The following is a 16,328-nucleotide window of genomic DNA, read 5'->3' as shown; positions in this document are numbered from 1 at the left end:
GAGTTCCTTCTCGCCCTCCGATTTATGGCGGCAGCGGGCCATCGTAATACCCTGGACGTATCAGCTCGAGAGACTCCCCCGATATCGCTCCGCTTATCCGGCCCACCGGCCCGGCCGGTTACTTTGCAGCAGCAGGAAAAAAGCCGGCGGGTATGACCCCGCCGGCCGTAGTGGGTAGTCCAGAGGGAAATCTTCAGGCCGCCTTCCTGGCCTTGGCCACATGGCTCGAGATCGCGTCCATCAAGGGCGGCGACAGGCAATCATAGGGTTCGAGCCCGAGTTCTTTCAGCCGCGACCGGATGCCGTCCATCTCGGCCGGCTGGACGCCTGACTCCAGCACGGACGAGACGAACGCGGCGAAGCCGGGAGCCGCCCATCCGCCTTCCTGGAACAATTCGGGATGGATGAAGTCGAGGCCGAAGAAGGGGTGTCCGGTGTTCTCGATCCGGCCGTACATGTGCGTGCCGCAGGCCTTGCAGGCATAGCGCTGGATCGTGGCCGAGGCGTCGACGACCTGCAGCTTGTCGCCATTCTCGGTCACCTTGACATTGTCGCGCGGCACCACCGCGACGACGGAGAAGGTGGCGCCGGAGGGCTTCCAGCATTTGGTGCAGCCGCAGGCGTGGTTGTGGGCGACGTCGCCCTTGATGGCAACCTTGACCGGCCGGTCCGAGCATTTGCAGACCAGCGTGCCGCCGGCAAAGCTGCCGGTCCCCTTCTTCACGCCGCCATCGACCGATGGATGGATATGAACAGTCATAGGTCTATCCTCCTTGTGTGTGAAGTTCTCCAGATCAGAACACGACGACCGAACGGATCGACTTGCCCTGGTGCATGAGGTCGAATCCCTGGTTGATCTCCTCGAGCTTGAGGACGTGGGTGATCATCGGGTCGATCTCGATCTTTCCGTTCATGTACCAGTCGACGATCTTCGGCACGTCGGTGCGGCCGCGGGCGCCGCCGAACGCCGTGCCCTTCCAGACGCGGCCGGTGACGAGCTGGAACGGCCGGGTCGCGATCTCCTTGCCGGATTCCGCGACGCCGATGATGACCGAGACGCCCCAGCCGCGATGGCAGGCTTCCAGCGCCTGCCGCATCACGCCGGTGTTGCCGGTGCAGTCGAAGGTGTAGTCGGCGCCGCCGTCGGTCAGCCCGACCAGATGCTGGACGATGTCGCTGACCTTGGTCGGGTTGACGAAATGGGTCATGCCGAAGCGGCGGCCCCAGTCTTCCTTGCCGTCGTTGATGTCGACGCCGATGATCTTGTCGGCGCCCACCATCCTGGCGCCCTGGATGACGTTGAGCCCGATGCCACCGAGGCCGAACACGACGACGTTGGCGCCGGGTGTCACCTTGGCGGTGTTCACCACGGCGCCGACGCCCGTCGTCACCCCGCAACCGATGTAGCAGCTCTTGTCGAACGGCGCGTCCTCGCGGATCTTCGCCACCGCGATCTCGGGCAGCACGGTGAAATTCGAGAACGTCGAGCAGCCCATATAGTGGAAGATCGGCTTGCCCTTGTGGCTGAAGCGCGAGGTGCCGTCCGGCATCACGCCCTTGCCTTGAGTCGCGCGGATCGCGGTGCACAGATTGGTCTTCTGGCTCAGGCAGCTTTTGCACTGCCGGCATTCCGGCGTGTAAAGCGGGATCACGTGATCGCCGGCCTTCACCGACGTCACGCCCGGCCCGACCTCGCGGACGATGCCGGCGCCCTCGTGACCGAGGATCGAGGGGAAGATGCCCTCGCTGTCGAAACCGTCGAGCGTATAGGCATCGGTGTGGCAGATTCCGGTCGCCTTGATCTCGACCAGAACCTCGCCGGCCTTCGGGCCTTCGAGATCGACCTCGACGATTTCGAGAGGCTTCTTGGCCTCGAATGCGACAGCCGCACGGGTCTTCATCCCTCAACTCCACATTTTCTTTTCACGCCCTGCATCGACACATCTCGTGCGCGGCACGATCACTTGCCCATGCAGGTCTTCTCCGCCTGGGCATAGGCGTCCGGCTTGTCCTCCCGCTTGGCGGGGCGGACGCGGCCGACGGCGTCATAGGCGCGGGCGCGCAGGTAGACGTAGAGGTCGTCCATGTAACAGGCGACATTCGGATTATCTCCGAACGCCGGCATCACGCTTTCCTGCGCGGTGTTGACGTTCTTGCGGCCGCTGGCGACGACCCCCATGAAATCGGGATAGCTCATCGTCTTCAGTGAATCCTGCAGCGCCGGCGCGTAGGTCGATCCCATTCCGTCAGGGCCATGGCAGACATGGCATTCCGAGTGATAGCGGCGGTAGCCGGAGTAGGTGTACCAATCGACCGTCCCGTCGGCGGCGACCTTGAAGGTCGGGTTGCCTTCCTTGTCGAGATATTTGCCGTCCTCGGACTTGACGGCGGTGGGATCGTCCGCGCTGTGGGCAACCGATCCCGACGCCACCAGCATGAACGTGGCAGCAATCAACCAGATTTTACGCAAGAGCTCATCCTCGGTATTCGATTCCGACCAGCCGGCGCGTGGAGCGAGCCACGCGCCGGACGAGGTGGTGGTCCTGCGTTACTGCGGCAGCGCGAACACCGTGAGCGTGCCGCCGAGCGCGGTGTAGTTGCTCAGCGCGGCATAGCCGCCGACCGCACCGAGACCCGCGGTCGGATCGGTCAGACCCGCGGCAAGGCCGATACCTGCCCAGCCGCCGACGCCGGACAGCACGGCCACATACTGCCTGCCGCCGTTCTCGTAGGTCGTGACGTTGCCGATGATGCCGGACGGGGTCTTGAACTTGTACAGTTCCTTGCCCGTCTTGGCGTCGACCGCCTTCAGGTAGCCTTCCAGCGTTCCGTAGAACACCACGCCGCCGGCGGTCGCGAGCGCGCCGGACCACACCGAGAACTGCTCGGGGAGCGACCAGACGATCTTGCCGGTCTTGTTGTCCCAGGCGATGAAGTTGCCCATGTGGCTCTCACCCGGAGGCGGATACATCGACAGCGTCGCGCCGACATAGGGCTGACCTGCGGTGTAGCTCACCTTGAAGGGCTCGTAGTCCATGCAGACGTGGTTGGTCGGCACGTAGAACAACTGCGTGTCGGGCGAGTAGGCTGCCGGCTGCTGGTCCTTGGTGCCCAGGGCTGCCGGGCAGATGCCCTTGGTGTTCTTGTCCTCGCCGCCCTTCTCGGTCGAGTACGCATCGACCACTTTGGGACGACCGTAGGTCGGCGAGTTCTTGTTCATGTCGACGCCGCTGGTCCAGTTGACCTTCGGATCGTACTTCTCGGCGACCAGCAGTTCGCCGGTGGCGCGGTCCATCGTATAGGCCAGACCGTTGCGGTCGAAATGGGTCAGCAGCTTGCGCTCCTGGCCGTTGACCTGCTGGTCGCTGAGGATCATTTCGTTGACGCCGTCATAGTCCCATTCGTCGTGGGGCGTCATCTGATAGACCCACTTGGCCATTCCGGTATCCGGATTGCGCGCGAACACGGTCATCGACCACTTGTTGTCGCCCGGGCGCTGCTTCGGATTCCAGGTCGAGGGATTGCCCGAACCGTAATACACGAGGTTCAGACCGGGGTCGTAGGACAGCCAGCCCCATGTGCAGCCGCCGCCGATCTTCCACTGATCGCCCTGCCAGGTCTTGAGGCTGGAATCCTTGCCGACCGGCTTGCCGAGTTCGGTGGTGCTGACGGGATCGACCATGATCTGGTCGTCCGGCCCTTCCGAGAACGCACGCCAGGCCTGCTTGCCCGTCTTGAGGTCGTAGGCGGTGACGTGGCATTGCACGCCGAACTCGCCGCCGGAGATACCGATCAGGACCTTGTCCTTGACGACGAGCGGCGACGAGGTGCCGGTGGCGCCCTTGCCGGGGTCGCCGTTCTTGACGCTCCAGGCCACCTGCCCGGTCTTGGCATCGAGCGCGACCAGCGTGGTGTCGGCCTGGTGCAGGAAGATCTTGCCGTCGCCATAGGCGACGCCGCGATTGACGGTGTCGCAGCACATCACGGGAATGACGTTCGGATCCTGCTTCGGCTCGTACTTCCAGACGATCTTGTTTTCCTTCGAAAGGTCGAGCGCGTAGACCTTGTTGGGGAACGGCGTGTGGACGTACATCATGTTGCCGACGATCAGCGGCCCGCCTTCGTGGCCGCGCAGCACGCCGGTCGAGAAGGTCCAGGCGACCTGAAGCTTGCCGACATTGGCGGCGGTGATCTGGTTCAGCTTCGAATAGCGCGTGTTGGCGTAGTCGCCGGCCGGCATCACCCAGTCTTTCGGGTTCTGCGCCATCTTGTGCAGATCGTCGTTGGCGTACGCTAGGCCTGTGGCGAATGTCGCCATGGCGCCGACACAGGCAGCGGATAGCAGCTTGCGCATAGTGGTTCCTCCCAGATGAAGAGCGTTGGGGTTCCGCCGAGACGGCCCATTTTTCCATTCTTGGTCCCTACTCCTATCCCGTTCGGAATCGGGAAACTTGCCCAAGAGCGAACCGCGTTTGCTCAAAAGCGAAACAGAGCGAACTTTAATTTGAATCGTCTGCGTCGGCTTTTTTATGTTGCGCAGCATCATTCGGGGGAGTGTTCCCACATGCATCGGCGCAACGCCGCGGCTGAGGTTCCCCTTGACGCGGACAAAACTAAGTTGGACGATTGCCAACGGGATATGAGGAAGAATCTGCGCGACTTCCTTCGGGATTTCCTTGGGACTGCCTTAGGTTGAATGAATGTTGCGTCCTGTGACCGAGGCTTTTGCCGAGGTCGCGGCCTGTTCTCGAATTCGGTGGTTGGACCATGTCCGATACAGTCCGCTCGCTCAGCACTTCCGGGTTGACGCCGAAAAAACAGATCCAGACTTGGTCAGACGCGCTGACCGATCTCTGCGGCCAGTTCGATATCGACCCGCTGGAAGCGTCCTCGCTGGAGGCGCGGATCAACTACACAACCGTTTCGCAGCTGAAGCTGTGCCAGATCGAGGCAAGCCAGCATCGCATCGCACACACGGTCTCCGGCACGAAGCTCAGCGAACATCCCTACGTCAAGATCCTGTTCCAGACCTACGGCATCTCGCATTTCGAACAGGGCGGCCGTCGCATCGACATCATGCCCGGCGACTGCCTCGCCTACGACGTCTCCTGCCCGCACACCATCGTCAGCCCCTCGCTGACCCGGCATGAGGTCGTGATCGTGCCGAAGGAATTGTTGCACGAACGTGGCTTCCGTACGGCCAAAATGTTGCCGTGCAAGCTCTCCGCGCGCAACGGCACCGGCCGCATCGCCTATGATTTCGTGCACACCGCGTTCGACGAAGCCAACAGGCTGTCGCCCCACAACGCCATCGGCGTCGCCGATTCGCTGATCGATTTGCTGCTGTTGCCGCTGCGCGAGGCCGATACCATGTTCGACCGCGTCGGCCCCGAAGCGATGTATATCCGCGCGCAGGCCTTCATCCGCGAACATCTGCGCGATCCCGAGCTTTGCATCGACCGGATCTCGGCCGCCCTGGGCTGCACCAAGCGCTACCTGCACATGCTGTTCAGCGACCGCGGCATAACCGTCAGCGATTACATCTGGCGGGCGCGGCTGATGCATTGCCGGCAGGAACTGGAAACGCAGCACGGCAAGACCATCACCGACGTCGCGTTTTCCTGGGGCTTTTCCAGCTCGTCGCATTTCAGCCGCGTGTTCCGGAAACATTTCGGCTTCGTCCCCTCCGCCATCCACAAGGCGCACGCGAATGATCCCCTGCCCGACGCGTCGTGAACGCCGTCGTAGGATGGGTTGAGCCATCACGCTTTACCAAGTCGCCTTCAGACCCGCATAGAAGGCACGCGGCCGCGCCGGAGTGACGGTGCGAGGGTCGCTAAACTCCGCGCCGCCATTGCTGAAGTTCGGTACATCGTCTCTCTCGAAAAACGTTCCGAAGGTCGCATAGCGTTTGTCGAAGACATTATCGACACGGCCGTAGAGCTGAAACGTCTTGTTGATCTGATACGAGGCGTGAAGGTTGAACACCGAATAGCCCGGCAGCCGCGCCGCCTGGTTGGATTCATCGCCGGCAAAGTACTGGCTGGCGACGAACAGGGCATCGCCGCCGACCTTGAAGGCGTCGGTGACGGCGTAATCGACGCCGAGCTTGACCCGGTTGCGGGGGACGGAAGGAATCCGGTTGCCCGGCACGACCTGAATAATGTCATCGACGGCGAACGGGCTGCGGGAGTTGAGTGACAGGGAATCGAGGAAGCGCGCGTCGACCAGGGTATAGCTGGCATAGAGCTGCAGCGCCTTCGATGTCAGGTTGACTTGCGCCTCGATGCCTTGCCGCCGCGTCCGCCCGACGTTCTGGAAGTAGCCAAAGCCCTGCACCTCCGGACTTGGGATCGCCAGGATGTCGTCGGCGTTGGTGGCGCGGAACCCGCCGATCTTCCAGCCGAGCGTGCCGATGTTCAGCTCCTTGCTGCCGCGGAAGCCCGCCTCGATCGTGCGCGACACCACCTGCTTCAGCGGCGGATCGGCAATCAGGAAGGCCGCGACGATGCAGGGGCGCGCGGGGTCGGCGCAGGCGAGTTCCAGCGGCGTCGGCGCGCGGTTGGCCTCGGAATAGCCGGCATAGGCGGTCACTTCGGGCGTGACCTTGTAGGTGCCGCCAACCATCGGATTGAAGCGGCTGAACGTATGGCTGCCATTGAGATCAGTGCCGATCTGGTCCTGCAGATTGATACTAGCGTAGTTGAACCGCCCGCCGCCCGAGACCGAGAACCGGTCGGTGACGTCGAACGTGTCGATCGCGTAGAGACCGGTGTAGCGGTTGGTGGCGCGCAACGAGACCGGACCGATCGAAATCGGCGCGCCTGATGGCCCAAGAAATATGCCGCTGCCGTTAACGACATAGTCTGAACCGATCGTGCCCAGTTCGGCGCTGGCCCCGAAACGCGTGACGCCGGAATCGAAGCTGGTGCCGATCATGAACTGGTTGTTGTGACCGAACAGTTGGTCGGTATTGGTCGCCTGCAATGTCGCCCCTGTCGTCGTCGAACGCGTGGTGGTGCGGTCGATCTGCCCCAGCACGGCATCGGCGGGGAACGGATTTACGATCGGAACGCCGTTGACCCCATTTGCAAAGTTGGTGTCATCGTTGAAGCAGAGAAACGCGTCGTTGGGAGCCGCACACGGCTCCGTCTCGGTCGGGTTGCCGTCCACCGTCTTCTGCTGAAACCTGCGCACCCGCACCGAGCCGTCGAGCGTCCAGGTCGGGGTCACCTCCACCTTTCCGGTCAGGTTGGCGTAGGCGACGCGGTTGTCGGTGGTCTGCGGCGTCGTGTAGGTCGCGCCCCAGTATTTATTCAGCAGTTCAATCGGCACCGCCGCCGACGCACCAAAATTGTTCTTGGCGAGGCCGACATTGAGGTGGAACTCGCTGCTGTCGGTGCGGTAGCCGACGTCGCCGTAAAAGCGCCGGACCGCCGATTCGCCAAAATTGCGGTAGCCGTTGTCGCGCACGCCTTCGAGCGCGCCATAGACCGAGTAATTGCCGACCTGCTTCCCGGCCTGTGCCGAGCCCTGGATGCGACCGAACGATCCGCCCATGACGTTTGTTTCGGCGCCCTGATAACTGAAGCCGTCCTTCATCAGGACGTTGACCGCGCCGCCGAGCGCGTTGAGGCCGAACGCGGGATTATTGGTCACGACGGTCACCGACCGGATCGCGGCCGTCGGGATCAGGTCCCAGTTGACGGTGTCGCCGAACGCCTCGTTGATGCGCATCCCGTTCTGGTACACCGCCAACCCCTGCGGGGTGCCGGCGACCGGCGATGCCGTGAAGCCACGAAACTGGATGTCCGGCATGAAGGGATTGCCGGTCGTATCGCTGAGGATGATACCGGGAACCTGTTGCTGCAACGCGTCGCCGATGTTCAGCGATCCCGTGCGCGCGATCTGCCCCGCTCCGACGGCATTGATCGCCGCCGGCACCTTGTCGACATCCATTCCGGAGCGCACCGTCGGCGTCGGCGCCGTCGGGTAGACCAGAACCCGGCGCACGTTGCGGGGCGCCTGCGGCGCGGCCCTGTTCCGGGCTGGTCTGGCGACTGTTGTGGTCGGCGCAACGACTTCGATGGCCGGCAAAACCTCGCTGTCACGGGACGCGGATTGAGCGTGCGCACCGTCGACGGCGGTAACGAGACATAGCGGGATTGTCCCCACAAACAGGAATCGTACGCCCATACTGTTTCATCCCCATTCCCACCGGTCACGTTGCCTCCCCGCCGGTTGGTTGCGGATGATCTTAGGATGTCAGTCGGATTGCGCACCATTCAAAACGTCCCGGGCACGACGGGAAAAATTCCCGGCTCAATAGCGCGCGTCGCTCGGAACCACCGCCTCCACAGTTACGCCATGATCTCCCGACGCAATCGTCAGCGAGCCGCCCAGCGCCAGAATACGCTCCCGCATTCCTGTCAGTCCAAATCCCAGCTTATGGTCCGGCCGCAATCCGCTGCCATTGTCGCGCACCCGCACCCGTGCGCCGCCTCGCCCCGTCAACCCTGACGTCAGGCCGACGGGTTCAACGGTGACGTTGATACGGGTGGCGCCGGCGTGACGAAACACATTGGTCAGCGCTTCCTGGATGGTGCGGTAGATGGTTAGATCGGCCGTCTCCCCCGTGTCGCCCAGCGACGGCGAGATCGCTGTCTCGATGGCGACGTCGGGATGCGACTCTCCCCATAACCGCAGCAGCGCGCCGAGCGCTTCGCGAAGACCGAGCTCCGACAGCCCCGCCGGCCGCAGCTTTTCGAGAACCCGCCGGTTGGACTGCTGCAAGGCGTTGACCTGCTCCAGTATGGCGCCGCCGTGCTTTCGCACGACGTCCGCGGCCGGGTCGTTCGCGTCTGCGATCCGCGTCAGCGCACCGGCATGCGCACGCAAGGCAAAGAGATAGGGCCCGAACTCGTCATGCAGCTCGCGCGCAATTTCCTTGCGTTCGACGTCCTGCAGCGAAACCACGCGCTCGGCCAGGCGCCGCTTGTCGTCAACCGCGTCGCCTAGCGTCGCCGCGAGGTGATTCAACTTGTCGCAGATCGCAACGAGTTCGGGCGGACCATCCGGCTTCACGCGCGTGTCATAGCCGCCCGCCTCGATTTTCGTCATGGCGTCCGAAAGCGTCCGGATCGGCGCCAGCGCCCGGCTGACGACCCTCGTCGTAATGAGGAACAGAGCGATCGCGATCACCGTTCCGATCTGCAACTGGGTGATGATGCCGTCCCAGATTTCGGCCACCTCGTCGTTCGGATGCGAGGTGATCAAGAGCGAACCAGGCTTTCCCTTGATCAGGATCGGCACGCTCACTGTCGTCTTCTCGGGATGAACGAACGCGACGAACCATGCCGGCGGCGAGCGTGCACCGGCACTATCGCCGGTGTCGGGCACCGCCCCCGACATCCCGGCCCCATCCCCCTGCCGCGTGATGCTGATGTGGCGAAGCCGGTTGAGGTCATCGACCATCCGGTTCAGCCGCGCTTCGGCGTCCGGCGCCTCGTTCAGTCCCGCGACGATCGTATCGATGAATTCACGCGCCAACCGAACCACGCTTCGATCTTCGGCCTGGACGCGCGGCCCGGCTTCGAGCACCAGCCGCGCAATATTGGCGGCGAGGCCGAGCGCAAGCACGAGTGCGAGCAGCAAGTTGATCCGGGTACGCAAGGAAAACTTTTGCCACATGGCTTTTTGTCCGAGAGCGAAGTCGCGTTTGTCTGAGAGTGAAGTCGCCTTCAGTTCCCGACCGCGGGGAGCGTTGACAGACAAAACATGCGTCTGTCTAATCGCAACGTATCGCAACATCGCTTGGGTTGCATGAGCATCGACGGCAGGTTCGCCTGCGAATGATGCTGGTGTTCTCTGTGATGCGGTGCAGCAACGGGAGTAACGCGGGTGTTGGGACCAAGGCTAATGCGCGTTCTGATCGTTGACGATCATCGCATCGTGGCCTCGGGATGCCGTGCCTTGTTCATGGACGATCCCGAGATCCATATCCTGGAAGCCTCCGACGCCGAGAGCGGCGAGCGCGTGTTCTGCGAGAACCTGCCTGATATCTGCGTCCTCGATATCAACCTTCCAACGGTCTCCGGCTTCGAGCTGGCACGGCGTCTGCTCGCGCGTGACGCGTCTGCCCGCATCATCATGTTCAGCATGAACGACGATCCGGTCTTTGCCGCGCGCGCCATCGAGGTCGGCGCCAAGGGCTACGTTTCCAAGGCCGGCGATCCGCAGGATCTGGTCGAGGCGGTCCACGAAGTCGCCAAGGGCGGGGTCTATCTGCCGCCGGCGATGGCGCGCAGCCTTGCGTTCGCAAAACCCGACTTCGCGCGAAATCCGCTTTCCCGGCTGACCGCGCGGGAAATGGAGATCCTGCGCCTGCTCAGCGCGGGCAAGAGCCTCTCGGAGATCGCGTGGCTGATCCACTCCTCCTACAAGACCGTCGCCAACACCTCGTCAATCATGCGCCACAAGCTCGGTGTACGCACCTCGGCCGAACTGGTGCGGTTCGCCATCGAGAGCGGCGTGGCGTGATCGTGCTGCGCGGCGCGGGACAAGCAACCTCATGACCATGCAAACCGTTTCGCTCAACAAGGCCTACGGGGGAACGCAGGGCGTCTACCGTCACGCGAGTCAGGAAACCGGCACCGACATGACATTCTCTGTCTATGTCCCGCCGCATGCCGCCGGCGCAAAACTGCCGGTGGCCTGGTATCTTTCGGGCCTGACCTGTACCCACGCCAACGTGACGGAAAAGGGCGAGTTTCGTAGCGCCTGTTCCGAGCTTGGACTGGTCTTCGTCGCTCCCGATACCAGCCCGCGTGGCGAAGGCGTGCCCGGCGATCCCGCCAATGCCTATGATTTCGGGCTGGGCGCCGGTTTCTATGTCGATGCGACGCAGCCGCCGTTCGCGCGCCATTATCGCATGTGGAGCTATGTCACCGAAGAGCTGCCAAAACTGATCGCCGAAAATTTTCCAGTCGATCCCGATCGGCAATCCATTCTCGGCCATTCCATGGGCGGCCACGGCGCGCTGACCATCGCGCTCCGCCATCCCGGCCGCTACCGCGCGGCAAGCGCGTTCGCGCCGATCGTCGCCCCCTCCCAGGTACCATGGGGCATCAAGGCGCTCGGCGGTTATCTCGGCAGCGACCGGCAGGCATGGCGCCGGCACGATGCGGTGGCGTTGATCGAGGACGGCGCCAAAGTGCCGGGTCTGTTGGTCGATTATGGCGACGCCGATCCCTTCCTGACCGAACAGCTCCGCCCGGAACTGCTGCAAGGGGCGTGCGGGAAGGCCGGCATCCCCCTCACCTTGCGCAAGCAAACCGGCTACGACCACAGCTACTATTTCATCTCCACCTTCATGTCCGGCCATCTGCACTGGCATGCGGAGCGTCTGAGGGGATGAAATCGTCCCCACAGAATTGAGTTGCAAGCCAGGACCATTCGGTCATGGTTCGAGCCAACGGTCTCCGACGCGCGCACGATCGAGACGACCGATCAGGGAGGAACCATGATCCGATGGTCGGTCGCTGCGATCGGTTTCTGCATCGCGGCTACCTCCGTGCTTGCGGCCGACGCGACCGAGATCGGCATCGGCTATCTCGCGCGCGCCGGCATCAAGCCGAAATTGTCGCTCGTTGAGCTGCCGGCCGAGAACGACGGAATGGCCGGCGCGCGCCTTGCCGTCGAGGACAACAACACCACCGGCAAATTCCTCAACCAGCGCTTCACGCTGGAAGAAGTCCGGCTCAAGGACAATGACGACGTCGCGAAGGCCGCAACGGCGCTCGCCGCGCGCAACGGCTTCATCATTGCCGATCTTGCGGCGGACGATTTGCTGAAGGCATCCGACGCGCTTCGCGATCGCGGTACATTGCTTCTGAATGCCGGCGCCATCGACGACCGGCTGCGCGAGCAGGATTGCCGCGCCAACATCATTCACGTCGCACCGACGCGCTCGATGCTGGCGGATGCGCTCGCCCAGTATCTGGTGTGGAAGCAATGGAAGCGCTGGCTGTTCGTCCTGGGCTCGCACGCGCAGGACAGGCTGTATGCCGACGCGCTGCGCCGCGCCGCGACGCGCTTCGGCGCCAAGATCGTGCAGGAACGCGTTTTAGAGGATACCGGCGGCGCACGCCGCACCGACAGCGGCGTCACCCTGATCCAGCGGCAGATCCCGGTCTTCACCCAGCAGGCGCCGGCCTATGACGTTCTGGTCGCGGCGGACGAAAGCGAAGTATTCGCTTCCTATCTGCCCTACCGTACCTGGGACCCGCGTCCCGTCGCCGGCTCGGCCGGCCTGGTTCCGACCAGTTGGCACGCCGCGCAGGACCAGTGGGGCGCGATCCAGATCCAGAACCGGTTTGCGAAACTGAATCTGCGCCCCATGACGGCGCTGGACATGCAGGCCTGGACGGCAGCGCGCATGATCGGCGAAGCCGCGTCGCGCACCAGGTCCGGCGATACCAAGGCGGTATCCACTTTCGTCAAAGGGCCCGATTTTTCCATTGCCGCCTTCAAGGGCCGGCGGCTGACCCTGCGCGACTGGAACCTGCAGCTCCGCCAGCCGATCCTGCTGGTCGATGGCCGCATGGTGGTCTCGGTTTCGCCGCAGGAAGGATTCCTGCACCAGGCTTCGGAACTCGACACGCTTGGCGTCGATCGCCCTGAAACCAAATGCAGGCTGCAATGAAGAAACAATCGCATATGGTCTTCACAAGGCCTATCGGCAGGCTCTTCCAGGGCAATCGCTTGTGGCATTTACGAGGCTTGTCGGCTGGCTCGCTTCACCCGCCCCTTGAGGGGGCGGGTCGGCTCACATGGAGCGCAGCGCCATGTGAGCCGGGGCGGGGTGACAGACTATCCACGCATGCTCTGTTGGACGTGGAGAGACCTTCACCCCACCTCGGTTCGCATTGCATGCGAACCGATCCTCCCCCTCCAGGGGAGGATGCATCAGCCACAGCTTTGGTGGCCGGTCTGGCCGCACCGTCTCCGAAGCCTGGTCCGCCGGCATCGGATGAATCACGCATGTGGCGTCGTTGCCTGCTCTCTGGAATGGCGGCGTGGCTCGCGATGGCGAACCCTGCCGCAGCCTTCATCGCGTATGTGTCCAACGAAAAGAGCAACACCGTCACGGTGATCGATACCAGTACCTGGACCGTCACCAAGACCATCAAGGTCGGGCAGCGGCCGCGCGGCATCGAGTTCACCCGCGACGGCAAGTTCGTGTTCGTCGCCGTCGGCGATGACGACAGCATCCAGGTGATCGACGTCGCCAAGCAGGAAGTGGTCGATACCCTGCCCTCGGGCCCGGACCCGGAGCTGTTCGCGCTCGATGCCGAGGGCAAGATTCTCTACGTCGCCAACGAGAACGACAACACGGTGACCATCATCGACGTCGAGAAGCGCGCCCGCCTCGGCGACATCCAGGTCGGCGTCGAGCCCGAGGGCATGGCGATCAGCCCGGACGGCAAGATCCTGATCAACACCTCCGAAACCACCAACATGGCGCATTTCATCGACACCGCGACGCGCCAGATCGTCGCCAACGTCCTGGTCGACGCGCGCCCGCGCTTCGCCGAGTTCAAGCACGACAATTCCGAGGTGTGGGTGTCGTCGGAGATCGGCGGCACGGTGTCGGTCATCGACCCGGCCAAGCGCGAAGTGGTCGACAAGATCACGTTCAACATTTCGGGCCTGCGCAGCGAAGCCATCCAGCCGGTCGGCATCGGCATGACCAGGGACGGCAAGACCGCCTTCGTTGCACTCGGCCCCGCCAACCGCGTCGCGGTCGTCGACGTCGCCACCCGCAAAGTCACCAAATATCTGCTGGTGGGTCAGCGGGTCTGGCACATGGCTTTCACGCCGGACGAAAAGCATCTGATGGTCACCAACGGCGTGTCGAACGACGTCTCGGTGATCGACGTCGCCGCGCAAAAAGTCATCAAGACGATCCAGGTCGGCGAATTGCCCTGGGGTATCACGATTGCAGCACCATGACCGCCACTGACGCCCTCTCTCCGGATCGGAACGCTCAAGGTGTCGCTTCCCGGCCCGAGGCCGCGGAGCTGCCGGCGCTGTCGATCGACGGCGTCAGCCATTCCTATGGCCCGCGGCAGGCGCTGATCGATGTCGGTTTCACCGTCGCACCGGCAAGTTTCACCGCTCTGCTCGGCCTGAACGGCGCCGGCAAGAGCACGCTCTTTTCGCTGATCACCCGGCTGTTCGGGATCCAGGACGGCCATATCGGCATCTTCGGCCATGACATTGCGCGCGCGCCGGGCGAGGCGTTGCGGTTGCTCGGCGTGGTGTTCCAGCCACGCACGCTCGACCTCGACCTCTCGGTGACGCAGAACCTGCTCTATCACGCCGCCCTGCACGGCATCGCCAGGCGAGATGCGCGCGAGCGCAGCCGCGAGGTGCTGACGCGCCTCGGTTTGGCCGACCGCACCACCAGCAAGGTGCGGGATCTTTCCGGCGGCCAGATGCGCCGGCTGGAGATCGCCCGCGCGCTGCTGCACCGGCCGCGCCTGCTGCTGCTCGACGAGGCCACCGTCGGCCTCGACGTCAAGGCCCGCGCCGGTATCCTCAGCCACGTCCGCCAGCTCGTCACCGAACAGGGCATCAGCGTGTTGTGGGCAACGCATCTGTTCGACGAGATTGGGCCGAACGATGATCTGGTTGTCCTGCATCAGGGCCGGGTTCTTTCCCGGGGCAAGGTCGCGAATGTCATCACGGAAGCCGGCGGCAGCGACATCAATACGGCGTTCATGCGGCTGACCGGCGCCTCCGCACCGGGCGGGAGTGCCGCATCATGAGCACAACGGTCACAACGCCGGTCCGCAGCGGCTTTTCGTTCGCAGAATATCTCACCTGCCTGAACGGCATTGTCTGGCGCGAGGCGCTGCGATTCCTGCATCAGCGCGAGCGCTTCATCTCGGCATTGGTGCGGCCGCTGGTGTGGCTTTTCATCTTTGCCGCCGGCTTCCGCCAGGTGCTTGGCCTCTCCATCATCCCGCCCTACGAAACCTACATCCTGTACGAGGTCTATATCGCGCCGGGCCTGATGGCGATGATTCAGCTCTTCAACGGCATGCAGTCCTCGCTCTCCATGGTCTACGACCGCGAGATGGGCAACATGCGCACGCTGCTGGTGAGCCCGCTGCCGCGATGGTTTCTGCTGTCGTGCAAGCTGATGGCCGGAACCGCGGTCTCGCTGCTTCAGGTCTACGCCTTCCTGCTGATCGCCTGGTTCTGGGATATCGCGCCGCCGCCAACCGGCTATCTCACGGTGCTGCCGGCGTTGATCCTGTCGGGCCTGATGCTCGGCGCGCTGGGCATGCTGATCTCATCCGGCATCAAGCAGCTCGAGAATTTTGCCGGCGTGATGAACTTTGTCATCTTCCCGATGTTCTTTGCTTCCTCCGCGCTCTACCCGCTGTGGCGCATCCTGGAGAGCAGCCCGCTGCTCTATTATGTCTGCCTGTTCAATCCGTTCACGCATGCCGTGGAACTGATCCGCTTCGCGCTGTATGGGCAGGTGAACTGGATCTCGCTCGCGGTCGTCGGCGGCTGCACGATCGCCTTCATGGTCGGCGCCATCACGGCTTACGATCCCTCGCGCGGCCTGATCCGCCGCGGACCCGCCGGAGGCGAGGCATGAGATACCGGACGATAATCGCGCTCTGCCTTGCCGTGACGGCGACGTTCGGGTCCGCCCAGGCCGCCGACCCGCGCTATCCGGACTGGCCGTGCGTGCAGGCCAAGGTTCCGGAGATATCGCTTGCCGCGGTATGGGCCGGGCCGCCGCTCGACGACGTCGCCGGCAAGTGGAAGGAAGACGCGACCATCGGCGCGCTGGTCGCAAAGCTGGCGGCCAGGCGGACCCCGCTGGAGGAGGCGCAGAAGGCGATCACCGATTATTTGAAGGGCGCCGCCGACAAGACCGGAAACGGCAAGCTGCTGTTTAGCGGCCTGTTCGACACGCTCAATGGCCAGCGCTCTCAGGTGATGAATGGGCTGGAGCGCATCACCCGCAAGCAGCGCGAGGCCGCCGACAAGATCCGCGCCGATACGATCGCCCTGCAGGCGCTGCAGGGCGAGACCTCCCGCGACCCGGCCAAGGTCGACGAACTCGGCAATCAGCTGCTCTGGCAGACCCGCATCTTCGAGGACCGCCAGCGCGTCATCAAGTTCGTCTGCGAGGTGCCGACCGCGATCGATCAGCGGCTGTTCGCGCTCGGCCGCATCATCCAGCAGGAACTTGAGTGATTATATATACTTAAGATCACTTTTGGATAATGAAAATCCGCTCC

Annotated in this window: 14 protein-coding genes; 8 read left to right on the top strand and 6 right to left on the bottom strand. The window is 63.5% G+C overall.

The annotated features are described in order from the left end of the window. Positions 1-193: 193 nt before the first annotated feature. The 4 genes from gfa to xoxF5 form a co-directional block, all read right to left on the bottom strand. Positions 194-760 carry an S-(hydroxymethyl)glutathione synthase gene (gfa, locus tag QUH67_RS13125; protein ID WP_300947109.1) on the bottom strand — a complete coding sequence of 189 codons (567 nt, stop codon included), beginning with the start codon at positions 758-760 and terminating at the stop codon, positions 194-196. 34 nt (positions 761-794) lie between these two features. Continuing rightward, entirely contained in the window at positions 795-1,901 is a 1,107-nt protein-coding gene (locus QUH67_RS13120) for an S-(hydroxymethyl)glutathione dehydrogenase/class III alcohol dehydrogenase (protein WP_300947108.1), read from the bottom strand. Positions 1,902-1,960: 59 nt separating this feature from the next. Further along, positions 1,961-2,437, bottom strand: coding sequence for a c-type cytochrome, methanol metabolism-related (locus tag QUH67_RS13115; RefSeq protein ID WP_300948031.1), 477 nt, complete (start codon positions 2,435-2,437; stop codon positions 1,961-1,963). Positions 2,438-2,548: 111 nt separating this feature from the next. After that, positions 2,549-4,354, bottom strand: coding sequence for a lanthanide-dependent methanol dehydrogenase XoxF5 (gene xoxF5 / locus QUH67_RS13110; RefSeq protein WP_300947107.1), 1,806 nt, complete (start codon positions 4,352-4,354; stop codon positions 2,549-2,551). Between the two features lie 413 nt (positions 4,355-4,767). On the opposite strand from xoxF5, the gene QUH67_RS13105 reads away from it, so the two are divergent. Continuing rightward, the gene (locus tag QUH67_RS13105; RefSeq protein ID WP_300947106.1) at positions 4,768-5,736 is read left to right on the top strand and encodes a helix-turn-helix domain-containing protein; all 969 of its coding nucleotides are present in this window, start codon (positions 4,768-4,770) and stop codon (positions 5,734-5,736) included. A gap of 33 nt (positions 5,737-5,769) precedes the next feature. Here the strand turns inward: QUH67_RS13105 and QUH67_RS13100 are convergent, their stop codons facing one another. Together QUH67_RS13100 and QUH67_RS13095 are read right to left on the bottom strand one after the other, a co-directional pair. Next, positions 5,770-8,196 carry a TonB-dependent receptor gene (locus QUH67_RS13100; RefSeq protein ID WP_300947105.1) on the bottom strand — a complete coding sequence of 809 codons (2,427 nt, stop codon included), beginning with the start codon at positions 8,194-8,196 and terminating at the stop codon, positions 5,770-5,772. A 126-nt stretch (positions 8,197-8,322) separates the two neighbouring features. Beyond that, a complete protein-coding gene (locus tag QUH67_RS13095) occupies positions 8,323-9,690 on the bottom strand; it encodes a histidine kinase (protein ID WP_300947104.1) in 1,368 nt (455 codons plus the stop codon). Between the two features lie 228 nt (positions 9,691-9,918). Between QUH67_RS13095 and QUH67_RS13090 the strand changes: the two genes are divergently transcribed. From QUH67_RS13090 to QUH67_RS13060, 7 genes are all read left to right on the top strand, one after another. Further along, a complete protein-coding gene (locus QUH67_RS13090) occupies positions 9,919-10,539 on the top strand; it encodes a response regulator transcription factor (protein ID WP_300947103.1) in 621 nt (206 codons plus the stop codon). 31 nt (positions 10,540-10,570) lie between these two features. Further along, the gene (gene fghA / locus QUH67_RS13085) at positions 10,571-11,416 is read left to right on the top strand and encodes an S-formylglutathione hydrolase (protein WP_300947102.1); all 846 of its coding nucleotides are present in this window, start codon (positions 10,571-10,573) and stop codon (positions 11,414-11,416) included. Positions 11,417-11,521: 105 nt separating this feature from the next. Then, positions 11,522-12,703, top strand: coding sequence for an ABC transporter substrate-binding protein (locus QUH67_RS13080; protein WP_300947101.1), 1,182 nt, complete (start codon positions 11,522-11,524; stop codon positions 12,701-12,703). A 338-nt stretch (positions 12,704-13,041) separates the two neighbouring features. Continuing rightward, entirely contained in the window at positions 13,042-14,013 is a 972-nt protein-coding gene (locus QUH67_RS13075; RefSeq protein ID WP_300947100.1) for a YVTN family beta-propeller repeat protein, read from the top strand. Further along, positions 14,010-14,831, top strand: a complete 822-nt coding sequence (locus tag QUH67_RS13070) for an ABC transporter ATP-binding protein (RefSeq protein WP_300947099.1) — start codon at positions 14,010-14,012, stop codon at positions 14,829-14,831. Before QUH67_RS13075 ends, QUH67_RS13070 begins: the two co-directional genes overlap by 4 nt. Next, entirely contained in the window at positions 14,828-15,676 is an 849-nt protein-coding gene (locus QUH67_RS13065) for an ABC transporter permease (protein ID WP_300947098.1), read from the top strand. Before QUH67_RS13070 ends, QUH67_RS13065 begins: the two co-directional genes overlap by 4 nt. Beyond that, positions 15,673-16,284, top strand: coding sequence for a hypothetical protein (locus QUH67_RS13060; RefSeq protein ID WP_300947097.1), 612 nt, complete (start codon positions 15,673-15,675; stop codon positions 16,282-16,284). The genes QUH67_RS13065 and QUH67_RS13060 overlap by 4 nt, the downstream gene beginning before the upstream one ends. Positions 16,285-16,328: the final 44 nt, after the last annotated feature.

The sequence above is a fragment of the Bradyrhizobium roseum genome, assembly GCF_030413175.1.
Classification (GTDB): domain Bacteria; phylum Pseudomonadota; class Alphaproteobacteria; order Rhizobiales; family Xanthobacteraceae; genus Bradyrhizobium; species Bradyrhizobium roseum.
This window is presented reverse-complemented; position numbering and strand designations above follow the sequence as displayed.

Bases quoted from the DNA above. Each gene is read 5' to 3' on its own strand.
- QUH67_RS13095 (WP_300947104.1), bottom strand. From the start codon at position 9,690: ATGTGGCAAAAGTTTTCCTTGCGTACCCGGATCAACTTGCTGCTCGCA.
- QUH67_RS13090 (WP_300947103.1), top strand. From the start codon at position 9,919: ATGCGCGTTCTGATCGTTGACGATCATCGCATCGTGGCCTCGGGATGC.
- QUH67_RS13115 (WP_300948031.1), bottom strand. From the start codon at position 2,437: ATGCTGGTGGCGTCGGGATCGGTTGCCCACAGCGCGGACGATCCCACC.
- QUH67_RS13080 (WP_300947101.1), top strand. From the start codon at position 11,522: ATGATCCGATGGTCGGTCGCTGCGATCGGTTTCTGCATCGCGGCTACC.
- gfa (WP_300947109.1), bottom strand. From the start codon at position 760: ATGACTGTTCATATCCATCCATCGGTCGATGGCGGCGTGAAGAAGGGG.
- QUH67_RS13060 (WP_300947097.1), top strand. From the start codon at position 15,673: ATGAGATACCGGACGATAATCGCGCTCTGCCTTGCCGTGACGGCGACG.
- QUH67_RS13100 (WP_300947105.1), bottom strand. From the start codon at position 8,196: ATGGGCGTACGATTCCTGTTTGTGGGGACAATCCCGCTATGTCTCGTT.
- QUH67_RS13075 (WP_300947100.1), top strand. From the start codon at position 13,042: ATGTGGCGTCGTTGCCTGCTCTCTGGAATGGCGGCGTGGCTCGCGATG.
- QUH67_RS13070 (WP_300947099.1), top strand. From the start codon at position 14,010: ATGACCGCCACTGACGCCCTCTCTCCGGATCGGAACGCTCAAGGTGTC.
- QUH67_RS13120 (WP_300947108.1), bottom strand. From the start codon at position 1,901: ATGAAGACCCGTGCGGCTGTCGCATTCGAGGCCAAGAAGCCTCTCGAA.
- xoxF5 (WP_300947107.1), bottom strand. From the start codon at position 4,354: ATGCGCAAGCTGCTATCCGCTGCCTGTGTCGGCGCCATGGCGACATTC.
- QUH67_RS13105 (WP_300947106.1), top strand. From the start codon at position 4,768: ATGTCCGATACAGTCCGCTCGCTCAGCACTTCCGGGTTGACGCCGAAA.
- fghA (WP_300947102.1), top strand. From the start codon at position 10,571: ATGACCATGCAAACCGTTTCGCTCAACAAGGCCTACGGGGGAACGCAG.
- QUH67_RS13065 (WP_300947098.1), top strand. From the start codon at position 14,828: ATGAGCACAACGGTCACAACGCCGGTCCGCAGCGGCTTTTCGTTCGCA.